The organism is Flavobacterium sp. N1736, from assembly GCF_025947065.1.
Lineage (GTDB): Bacteria > Bacteroidota > Bacteroidia > Flavobacteriales > Flavobacteriaceae > Flavobacterium.
In genome coordinates this window covers 3,595,086-3,607,005 of record NZ_CP109994.1, presented here as the reverse complement: position 1 = coordinate 3,607,005, position 11,920 = coordinate 3,595,086, and the positions used below count along the sequence as shown (strand labels likewise).

The 11,920-nt window shown below is 36.5% G+C and carries 6 protein-coding genes; all 6 read left to right on the top strand.

The window, feature by feature from the left end:
* Positions 1-4: 4 nt before the first annotated feature.
* Entirely contained in the window at positions 5-1,606 is a 1,602-nt protein-coding gene (locus tag OLM54_RS15405; RefSeq protein WP_264535459.1) for a RagB/SusD family nutrient uptake outer membrane protein, read from the top strand.
* A 17-nt stretch (positions 1,607-1,623) separates the two neighbouring features.
* Positions 1,624-2,481, top strand: a complete 858-nt coding sequence (locus OLM54_RS15400; protein ID WP_264535458.1) for a hypothetical protein — start codon at positions 1,624-1,626, stop codon at positions 2,479-2,481.
* A 136-nt stretch (positions 2,482-2,617) separates the two neighbouring features.
* Positions 2,618-5,116 carry a glycoside hydrolase family 2 TIM barrel-domain containing protein gene (locus OLM54_RS15395; RefSeq protein ID WP_264535457.1) on the top strand — a complete coding sequence of 833 codons (2,499 nt, stop codon included), beginning with the start codon at positions 2,618-2,620 and terminating at the stop codon, positions 5,114-5,116.
* A 237-nt stretch (positions 5,117-5,353) separates the two neighbouring features.
* Positions 5,354-7,753 carry an alpha-xylosidase gene (locus OLM54_RS15390; RefSeq protein WP_264535456.1) on the top strand — a complete coding sequence of 800 codons (2,400 nt, stop codon included), beginning with the start codon at positions 5,354-5,356 and terminating at the stop codon, positions 7,751-7,753.
* Positions 7,754-8,206: 453 nt separating this feature from the next.
* Positions 8,207-10,213 carry a glycoside hydrolase family 97 protein gene (locus OLM54_RS15385; RefSeq protein ID WP_264535455.1) on the top strand — a complete coding sequence of 669 codons (2,007 nt, stop codon included), beginning with the start codon at positions 8,207-8,209 and terminating at the stop codon, positions 10,211-10,213.
* An 82-nt stretch (positions 10,214-10,295) separates the two neighbouring features.
* Entirely contained in the window at positions 10,296-11,885 is a 1,590-nt protein-coding gene (locus tag OLM54_RS15380) for a GH39 family glycosyl hydrolase (protein ID WP_264535454.1), read from the top strand.
* Positions 11,886-11,920 lie beyond the last annotated feature (35 nt).

Sequence of the window (11,920 nt, the reverse complement as noted above, 5' to 3'; positions counted from 1 at the left end):
AACGATGAAAAAATATATAAAATTATTAGCAGTTTCAGGCTTGTTGATTTTAGGAGCTTGTTCTGATGATTTTCTGGATACTGAATCTTCTACAAATAAAGATGAAAATAATTTCTACAAAACACCAAACGATGCTTACCAGGGATTAATTTCGGTGTACGATGTACTACAGCGCGAAGCTTACGGCGGACCATTATTAATTAGTGAACAAGCATCTGATGATTGTTTTGGAGGATATGGAACGGCAGATGCTCAGGCAGATATCGAATGGGATCGCTTTTTATATGTAACCAATAAAGACATGAATTCTGATGTATGGAAATATGCCTACTTAGGGATTTACAGAGCCAATATTTTATTGGAACACCTTGATCAGGTAAACTGGGGAAGTAATACCGCTTTAAAGACAAGATACGAAGCCGAAGCCCGTTTTTTAAGAGCACACTTTCACTTCATGGCGGCAAAAATGTTTGGTGATATCGTGCCTTTGGATCATACGGTAACGACAAGCGAATTTTTATTGCCAAGACAACCGGCAGAAGTTACGTATGCATTAATTGCAAGCGATTTAAAATTTGCAGCAGATAATTTAGGTCCTGAAAACTATTCACAAACAGGAAATGCTAATTACGGACGTATTACAAAATGGGCGGCAGAAGCTTATTTGGCAAGAACATTTTTGTTTTATACAGATTATTATGAAAAACCGGATTTAGCAGGTGTTGTAAACAAAGCGCAGGCGATTACTTATATCAACGATGCAGTATCTAATAGCGGACACGGTTTAGTAGCAGATTTTGCTAATCTTTGGTTAGCGGCTTCTTTTGAAAAATTTGCAGGAGAAGACAATACAGAAATGGTTTGGGCAGTTCGTTTTAACGGTTCAGGAAAAGGAGATTGGAATTTAAATGAAGGAAACCGTTTTCAGGTAGATATTGCACCACGTGGAGGTAACATCGGACCATACGCTACCGGTTGGGGAGGAGCAACAGTAAATCCTAAACTATATGATGATTATGCAGCAGGAGATACACGTAGAGATGCAACAATCATTAGTTATAAGACAGAATCCTATAATGGAAATCCTTTAAATTTTGATGCGCAGGCAAGAGATCAGCGTCAGTACACAGGATATTCATGGAAAAAATATTGCCCAATTACAAATGCAGCCGGAGTTGCGATTGTTGAAGCAAACGGAGGAAATTTCCAAATTGACAACTATCAGGATTATGCAGTAATTCGTTTTTCTGATGTATTGTTGATGGCTGCCGAATTGAATTTAGATACAAATTCAGCATTAGCGGCAGATGATTTCAACAGAGTTCGTGACAGAGCATTTAAAGATACAGCGCACAGAGTTTTAGCTGCCAATCTTACAAAAGCAGTAATTATGAATGAGCGCCGTTTTGAATTAGCACTTGAAGGACTACGTTATTTTGATTTAATCAGACAAAATTTGACAATTGCCAAAACTGCAATTGATAACAATACAGGTGGTGATTTTAATGTGACTTTTAGACCTGAAACTTTAGGCTGGTTCCCATTGCCACAATCTCAAATAGTACTTTCAAACGGAACTATTAAACAAAATCCAGGTTGGAATTAACTAAAAAACTAATAATTATGAAACGTATATTATATATATTAATAGCTGCAATAACCGTAGGTTCATTATTATTTTCTTGTGATCCTGTTGAAGATCGCGAAAGTTTGGACGCTATTACATTAACACCGGAGAATACAAAATTTTCGGTTACTCAAAATCCGGCAAATGATCACGAGGTTATTTTAAAAAATCAGGATCCAAATGTAATTCCGTATTGGAAATATGTCGATAGCAAAGGAAATGAATTAGGACATTCTAACAAAAATGATGATAAAGTAGTATTTCCTTTTGGAGGAACTTACAAGATTTATTATACAGCTTATACAAGAGGAGGTTCTGTAGATGCAACCGCTCCGGTATCTGTTACAGTAGCAAAAAATGACGAAACTTATTTTAGTGATCCTAAATGGGCAATGCTAACAAATGGAGCTGCCGGTAAAACATGGGTTTTAGATATGGAAAGTCCTATTGGCTGGGGAGGTTTAGATTTTCCCGGTGCAACAGGAGATAACTGGAACTGGTATCCGGATTATGCAAGCAACAGTTGGGTTATGCCAAATAAAGATTGGGGAGAAATGCGCTTTGACCTTTCAGGCGGATATAATGTTACCGTAAAACAAACCGCTCAGACAACGGCGGAACAAGCTACTAAAGCAGGATTATTTGCATTTGATATGGTAAATAATAAAATGTCATTTTTAAATGGTGCAGAATTGCTTTACGGAGGCGATTATTATCCGGATGTAAGCAATTGGTCGACTTTAAAAGTAATCGAACTTACACCAACATCATTGCGTTTATCAGTATTACGCGATCAAAGCAGAACTGGCGAAGGAAAAGCACAAATTATTTTCCACTACAAGCCAAAGCCTTAATTATTTAATTCTAAAGTCTCAGTTTTATAAGCATTTTTTAATGTTCTTTAAAACTGAGACTTAAATTATTTCTAACAGAGATAATAGCAACTCTTTTTATTTCTAAATTCAATTTCCAAAATAAAAAATAGTACCAATGCGTAAAAGAAAGAATTTAAGCAGTAAACTTTCATTAGTAACATTAATTGGAATCATTTTGTTTGGCTCTTGCAGCAAAAAAGAAGATGCTTTTATGAACCGAAAAGTTTCTTTTAATTCAGATTGGAGTTTTCATTTAAATGATAGTTTAAAAGATAAAGACACCATAGGAACTTCAACCAAATGGAGAACTTTAAATGTTCCGCATGATTGGAGTATCGAAGGGAAATTTGACGAGAAAAGTCCCGCCGGATATGGGGGCGGAGCGCTTAATGGAGGTTTAGGATGGTATAAGAAAACTTTCAAAATAAACGCTTCTGATAGCAGTAAAATTATATCAGTTGCCTTTGATGGAGTTTACAAAAACAGCGAGGTCTGGGTAAACGGACACTATTTAGGAAAACGTCCAAACGGATATATTGGCTTTCAATATGACATGTCACCGTACTTAAATTACGGAGAAAAAAACAACGAAATTATTGTAAAGGTTGACAATTCAAAACAACCCAATTCACGCTGGTATTCAGGTTCAGGAATTTTTAGAAATGTCTGGATCGAAACCACAGATAAATTACACGTTGCACAATGGGGAACTTATGTGACAACGCCAAAAATTACGGCTGAAAAAGCCTTGGTTAATATTGAAACTACGATTAAAAATCAATATTCAACTTCAAAAAAAGCAACAGTAACGACTACTATTTTTTTTAATGCAGGAGACGAACGTAGACGACTAAAATCGACTACTCAAAATATAACAATTGGTGCAAATGCCAATCAGACTATTAAACAAGTAACAGAGGTTAACACGCCAGCTCTATGGTCGGTTGAACAACCTGAATTGTACACCGCCGAAACTGAAATTATAATTGATGATAAAACTATCGATCGATACAAAACTAATTTCGGAATCAGAGATTTTAAATTTGATGTTGATAAAGGTTTTATCCTTAACGGAAAACAGCTAAAAATCAAAGGCGTTTGTATGCACCACGATTTAGGTCCGTTAGGTTCTGCAATCAACACGCGCGCCATCGGGCGTCAGCTTGAAATCCTGAAAGAAATGGGTGTAAACGGAATCAGAACTTCGCATAATCCGCCCGCTCCGGAACTTTTAGAACTTTGTGATAAAATGGGTTTCATCGTTATGGATGAAGCATTTGATATGTGGAAAACAGCCAAAACCAAATACGATTATGCAAACGACTGGGACAAATGGCACAAAAAAGATTTAGTCGATCAATTACTTCGTGACCGAAATCATCCAAGTGTTTTTATGTGGAGTATCGGAAACGAAATTCCCGATCAATGGAATGAAAACGGCGTAAAAACGGCAAAAGAATTAGCGGCGATTACACGTCAATACGATAAAACACGTCCGATTACAGCAGCGATGAATCCGCCGGTAAATATGAATATCGATAATGTGACATTGCAATTTGAACAAGCAAAAGTACAATATAATGCAATCGCAAAATCGGGTGCTTTGGATATTATTGGGTACAATTATGCGCATCAAACCTATGAATATCATAAAAAGAATTTCCCCGGAATTCCTTTTATCGCAACCGAAACTACTTCGGCATTAGAAACCCGTGGATATTATGATGCCGTTTCAGATACGATAAAAAAATGGCCCGTAAGATGGGATCTTAAATTTACAGAAGGAAATCCTGGAAACACCGTTTCAGCTTACGATCAGGTGCAAGCGCCTTGGGGTTCTACGCACGAAGCAACATGGAAAGTAATTAAAAAACACGATTATCTTTCCGGAATGTACATCTGGACAGGTTTCGATTATATCGGAGAACCAACTCCGTACGAATGGCCGTCGATCAGCTCTTATTTCGGAATTGTAGATTTAGCCGGTTTCCCAAAAGATGTTTATTATATGTACCAAAGCGAATGGACAGACAAAACCGTGCTGCACATTTTTCCACATTGGAACTGGAAAGCAGGACAAACCGTTGATGTTTGGGCTTACTATAATAAAGCTGATGAGGTTGAACTTTTCCTTAACGGAAAATCAGTAGGAGTTCGCAGTAAAAAAGGAGAAGATTTACACGTTATGTGGAGAATTCCTTTTCAACCCGGAACACTAAAAGCCATTTCCCGTAAAAACGGAAAAACAGTTCTGGAAACGGAAATAAAAACAGCCGGAAATCCATCAAACTTAAAACTAACAGCAGACAGAAGTAACATCAAAGCAGACGGAAATGATTTGTCTTTTGTAACCGTAGATATTCTCGATGCAAAAGGAACTTTGGCTCCAAATGCAAACAACGAAATCAACTTCTCCTTAAAAGGAAACGGAAAAATAGTAGGCGTTTGCAGCGGAGATCCCGTAAGTCACGAATCGTACAAAGGTTCAAAACATACAGCACTTAACGGAAAATGTTTAGTCATTATTCAGTCTGAAAATAAAACAGGAAGATTAGAATTAACCGCTAAAGCGAATGGATTAAAACCAGCCACAATCGTAATTACAGCAGAATAATAAGTTACATTCCTAACAGGTTTCCAAAACCTGTTAGGTATAAATAGGATTTAAATAAATAAATCAAACCTACAAGGTTGAAAAAACCTTGCAGGTTGAGAAGCAATAAATAACGATATGCCTTTCCTGCAAGGTTTTCAAAACCTTGTAGGTATAAATAGTAAAGTATAGAATAAAAAATAGCAAACCTACAAGGTTTTGAAAACCTTGCAGGAAGGAAATACAAAAACTAAACTAATGAAAAACACATCACTAACCACATTGTTTTCAGCTTTCATGCTTGGATTTGTTTTGACGCCAAAAGCATCAGCACAAATTCAGAATGCCGATGTATTAAATGCTCCAATAGATATCAGCAAGGATTTTCAGAATTATCTGAACACCTTTTATTTCGCTGATGAACTTACAGCTTTTGATCCTGCAACAGGAAAAGGAACGATAAAATATCTGAGATACAATTATAAAACGCGTCAGGCATTCAACAACATGATGATGAAGCCAGATGTAGTTCCTGCAAACGAATTTCCAACGACAGAATATCAGGCTTCTCCTGAATTGCCGTTCCAGATTCAGTTTGTTTCAGATCGTACTATTAGAATCAAAACCACTTCAGGACCACAATTTCATCCTGAAAAAGAATCTTTAATGCTGATTAATGGCGTTGCGCCAAATCATCCTGAATTATGGAAATATTCTAAAATTGAAGGTGGACATAAATACACGAGCCAACATGGTTCAGTTGAAATTTTAACGAAGCCGTGGCATGTAAAAATTTACGATGAAAAAGGGAAGCTTTTAACAAGCACACTTCATGATTCGGATTTACAAAATACCTACACGCCAACACTTCCGTTTTCGTATGTTCGCAGAAACAGCGATTATTCAAGAAGTATGGGAGCAGCTTTCAGCTTAGAACCGGACGAAAAAATATTTGGTTGTGGAGAATCATTCACACAATTCAACAAACGCGGACAAAAAGTTGTTTTATGGACAGATGACGCAAACGGAATCCAGAATGAAACGATGTACAAACCTGTTCCGTTTTATATGAGCAGCCGCGGTTACGGAGTTTTCATGCACCATTCGACACCTATTACGGTTGACTTTGGTAAATATTACGCAAGTGCCAACGAAATGTATATTGGCGACGACGAAGCCGATTTATTTTTCTTTATCGGAGAACCAAAAGACGTTTTAGACCAATATACAGATTTAACCGGAAAAGCTGCAATGCCACCACTTTGGTCATTTGGTTTCTGGATGAGCCGAATCACGTATTTCTCAGAAAAAGAAGGACGTCAGGTAGCAAAAGATTTACGTAAATATAAAATTCCAACAGATGTTATCCACTTCGACACCGGTTGGTTTGATGTAGATTGGAGAAACAATTACGAGTTTTCAAAAGACCGTTTTCCGGATGCTCAAAAAATGATGTCAGATCTTAAAGACGATGGATTCCATGTGTGTTTATGGCAATTGCCTTATTTTTCACCAAAAAATACATTGTTTAACGAAATTATGGACAAGAATTTAGCCGTAAGAGATCGCAAAGGAAATCTTCCGTACGAAGATGCCGTTCTTGATTTCTCAAATCCTGAAACGGTAAGCTGGTATCAGGCAAAACTGAAACATTTATTTGATCAGGGCGTTTCGGTTTTCAAAGTAGATTTTGGAGAAGCTGCTCCGCCAGACGGAATTTACCATTCAGGAAGAACAGGTTTTTACGAACACAATTTATACCCGTTAAGATACAATAAGGCTGTCGCCGAAATTACCCAAAAAGAAAAAGGATACACCTTAATATGGGCAAGAAGTACATGGGCAGGATCTCAGCGTTATCCATTACATTGGGGTGGCGATGCCGAAACGACAAACGGCGCAATGTCGGCAGAATTACGCGGCGGACTTTCATTAGGTCTAAGTGGATTCAGTTTTTGGAGTCATGACGTAGGAGGATTTGCAACAAAATCACCGGAGAATTTATACAGAAGATGGGCACCTTTCGGGATGTTTACTTCGCACGTAAGAAGCCACGGAGAACCTCCGCGCGAACCTTGGTTGTACAGCAAAGATTTCCTTGAAGGATTTAGAAAAGCAGATAATATGCGTTACGAATTAATGCCATATATCTACGCTCAGGCGAAAGAAAGTTCTCAAAAAGGATTACCAATGATGCGTGCTTTATTTGTAGAATATCCAAATGATCCGGGAGCGTGGTTAGTAGACAATGAATATTTATTTGGTTCAAGCATGTTGGTTGCGCCACTTTTTGAAGAAGTTACAGAAAGAGATGTTTATCTTCCGGAAGGAACATGGATTGATTACCAAACCAAAAAAGTATACCAATCAGGCTGGCATAAAATCAAAGCCGGAGAAGTGCCAATTATAGTTCTTGTAAAAGACGGAACAGCATTGCCTCACATCGCTTTGGCACAATCTACAAAAGATATGGATTGGAGTAAATTGACATTAAAAATATATGCAAGTGACAAAACCACTTCGGCTACAGCCAAAGTATTTTTACCGGACGGCGATGCAGTACAAGAAATAAAAGTAACTAAAAACGGAAACAATTTTGACGTAACTTCAAACCCATTTAAAGGAAAAACAACTCTAAAAACAGAGTGGGTAAAATAAAAAAGTTATGCCACAGATTACATAGATTAAAAAGATTATTACTCTCGCAGATTTGGCAGATTTAGCAGATTTTTTTTTAATTTCTATGATTAGTAAAAAATAGCTACAGATTAAAAAGATTAAAATCTGCTCAATCTGCCAAATCTGCGAGAAAAAATAAACACACAGAAAAAAGAAATCATTTTTAATCTGTGTGAAAAAAAATAAACACATAGAAACATAGATTTTTTTGTAAACTTTAAATAAGTAAACAAAAAAGCAAGCTTTCACACATAGCTATGTTTGTTAATACAAGTGAAACGCCTTTTGTAAGTTTACAAAATCCTATGTCTCTATGTGTTAAAAAAAATAATCCCAACAAGGGATAAAAAATAAGTTTTTGTTGAGTTTGTAAATCGGGTGAAGTCTCATAAGCAACACCCGATTTATTAAAAATGAATTAAGAAAAATATCATGAAAAATTACCTCATTCTTCCCGCTTTAATCCTCTCCGTTTCGATTGGATACAGTCAGAAAAGTAAAAATGCTTATGAATTGGCATCGCCAAACGGGCAAAACAAAATTAAATTTGAGTTAGTAAAAAACGCTCCGAAATATGCTGTTTCACACGGAAAAACCGAAGTGATTACACCATCAGATATGGGTTTTTTATTAAAAGGAAATGAAAATTTAAGTTCTGATTTTGAAATCAAAAGTGTGAAAAATTCCACTTTCGACGAAACCTGGGAACAAGTTTGGGGAGAAAAGAAAAACATCAGAAATCATTACAACCAGCTTTCGGTTCAATTACAGCAAAAAGCAGGAAACAAACGTAAACTGGAAATTCAGTTTCGCGCGTTTGATGACGGAATTGCTTTTAGATATGTGTATCCAAAACAAAGTGTAAAAGACAGTATTTTCATTATGGATGAAAAAACGACTTTTAACCTAAAAGAAGATGGAAAAGCATGGTGGATTCCCGCAAACAGAGAAAACCGCGACGAATATCTTTTTAAAGATGCTCCTGTAAGTACACTTGATACGGTTTTGACTCCGCTAACAATCGAAAGCAAAAGCGGATTAGCATTAAGTTTTCATGAAGCAAACTTAGTAGATTTTGCCAGTATGACTTTGGTAAACACAACCGGAACTCAGCTAAAATCAGACTTAGTGCCGTGGGCAGATGGCGTAAAAGTTCGTGTAAAAGATACATTTACCTCTTCATGGAGAACACTTCAAATTGGAGAAACTCCGGCAGATTTAATTACATCTTATTTGATTTTAAACCTGAACGAACCAAACAAATTAAAAAATACAGCAAGTTATTTCAAACCATACAAATACTTCGGAATTTGGTGGGGAATGCATATTGGAAAATATACTTTTTGGGAAAGCGACAAACAAGGCGCTACAACAAAACATGCCGAAGAATATATCGATTTTACGGCAAAAGAAGGCTTTCATCATTTATTGATCGAAGGATGGAACAAAGGCTGGACGCCGGCATGGTATGAAAACCACATGCACATGTTTAGTTTTACTAAAAGTGCAGACAATTTCGATTTAGAAAAAGTAGTAGATTACGGAAACAAAAAAGGTGTAGCGCTTATTGGTTACCACGAAACAGGTTCAAACTTAATTAACTACTTAAAAGAAGTTGACGAAGGTTTTGCGTTGTACAAAAAACTGGGAATTCATTCCGTTAAAATTGGACACGTAGGTTCGAAATTAAATATGAAACAAATGCACTTCGGGCAATTTGGAGTAAACTATTTCAGATACATTTTAGAAAAAGCAGCACAATATGATTTAGCCGTATTGTATCACGAATCTATAAAAGATACCGGAGAACGCAGAACTTTTCCAAACATGGTTTCAAGAGAAGCAGCGCGTGGACAGGAATACAACGCTTGGAGCGAAGGAAATCCGCCAAATCACTTAACGATTATCCCGTTTACAAGATTGCTTTCAGGACCAATGGATTACACACCGGGAATTTTTGATGTTGAGGTAAAACAAGGTTACCCGGGAAAAAGAGTTCACGGAACAGCAGCGCAGCAATTAGCATTGTATGTTACGATTTATGCACCAATCCAGATGATGGCAGATTTACCTGAAAATTATGAAGGAAAACCAGCATTACAATTCCTAAAAGATGTTCCAACAGATTGGGAAGATACAAAAGTATTAGAAGGAAAAATAGGAGAATACATCACCACAGCGCGTAAAGACAGAAACAGCGCCGATTGGTATTTAGGAACAATTACAAATGAAAATGCAAGAGACGTAAATGTTTCTTTATCATTCCTGGATCCAAACGCAACTTACGAAGCTCAGATTTACGCTGACGCCGAAGGAACTGATGAAACACATAATCCTGCTGAAATCGCAATTTCGAAAAAAACGGTAAAATCTTCAGATTCACTAAAATTACATTTAGGCGGCGCCGGAGGAACAGCAATTAGATTAAAAAAATTATAGATATAGATTGTCAAACCCGACAGGTTTTTAAAACCTGTCAGGTTTACTAACAAACATCAGGATTTTAAAAAACATTTTTCAGATGAAAAAATATTCAACAATACTATTTCTTTCATTACTTCTAATCAATATTAATTTGTTTGGACAAAATTCGAATGCGGTAAAATCTGACGAAAGAATCATAAAAGTCGATTACAACAAAAGCGCAGGAAAACTGAACACTATGTTCAAAGAATGTATTGGCGCCGGAAGAGCAAACGAAGGTTTACGCGCCGATTGGCAACAGCAATTGGCAATGGCAAAACAAGAATGTGATTTTAAATACATCAGAATGCACGGTTTATTGTCTGATGATATGGCGGTTTATCGCGAAGATTCAAATGGAAATCCCGAATACAATTATCAATATATCGATGCTTTATATGATTTTATATTGAGCATAAAGATGAAACCTTTTGTAGAATTAGGATTTATGCCTAATGCATTGGCAAGCGGAAGTCAGACTATTTTTTGGTGGAAGGGAAATGTTACGCCTCCAAAAGATTATAAAAAATGGGAAGATTTAATTCGAAATCTAACCCAGCATTTCAAAGAACGTTACGGAGATGAAGAAGTAAAAACATGGTATTTTGAAGTTTGGAACGAACCTAATTTATCTCCGGGTTTCTGGACAGGAACGCAGGCAGAATATTTCAAATTATATGAATATGCTGCACGCGGCATCAAAAGTGTAAATCCGGCTTATAAAGTGGGCGGACCTGCAACAGCGGGAGCAGGCTGGGTTCCGGAAACAATAGACTTTTGCACTAAAAACAATGTTCCGTTAGATTTTATTTCGACACATACTTATGGTGTAAAACAAGGATATTTAGATGAATTCGGAACATCGGGAACAGTTTTAAATAAAGAAGATTCGAGTATAAGCGGCGATGTAATTAATTCACGTCAACAAATTTCAAATTCGGCAAAGCCAAAATTAGAATTACATTATACAGAATGGAGCACATCATATACTCCTGCAGATCCAATTCATGATAGTTACCATTCAGCAGCTTATATTTTGCAGAAACTAAAACAAGTTGGCAATGCGGCAAATTCCATGTCGTATTGGGTTTTTACCGATATTTTTGAAGAACCGGGTCCAAGATTTACACCGTTTCACGGCGGTTTCGGATTATTAAATACACAAGGAATCAAAAAACCGGCTTATTTCTCGTATTCTTTTTTGAATAAATTAGGAGAAACAGAACTTCAAAATAACGACAAATCTTCGTGGGCAACTAAAAACGCAAAAGGCGATGTACAATTGTTGGTTTGGGATTTTACGAATACGCATCCGGGAGATAAAGTATGGAATCAAACCTATTATGTTCAGGATTTACCATCACAGCCAAAAGGAACTTTAAAAATTGAAGTTGAAGGTTTGAAAAAAGGAAAATACAATCTCGAAATCTACAAAGTAGGTTATAAAACAAATGACGCTTACGCAGATTATCTCGCCATGGGAAAACCAAGTCAGTTATCGCGAGAGCAGGTAAATATCATTAAACAAAAAAACAATGGCGCTTTATGGGCGACTGAAAAAGTAACCATTGATGCAAAAGGAACTTATAGCAAAGATTTTAAAATCAATGAAAACGATGTTTTTTTATTGAATTTTGTAAAGCTTTAATTTCTTAAAAGAACAAATTCAAAAAACTAAAAAAA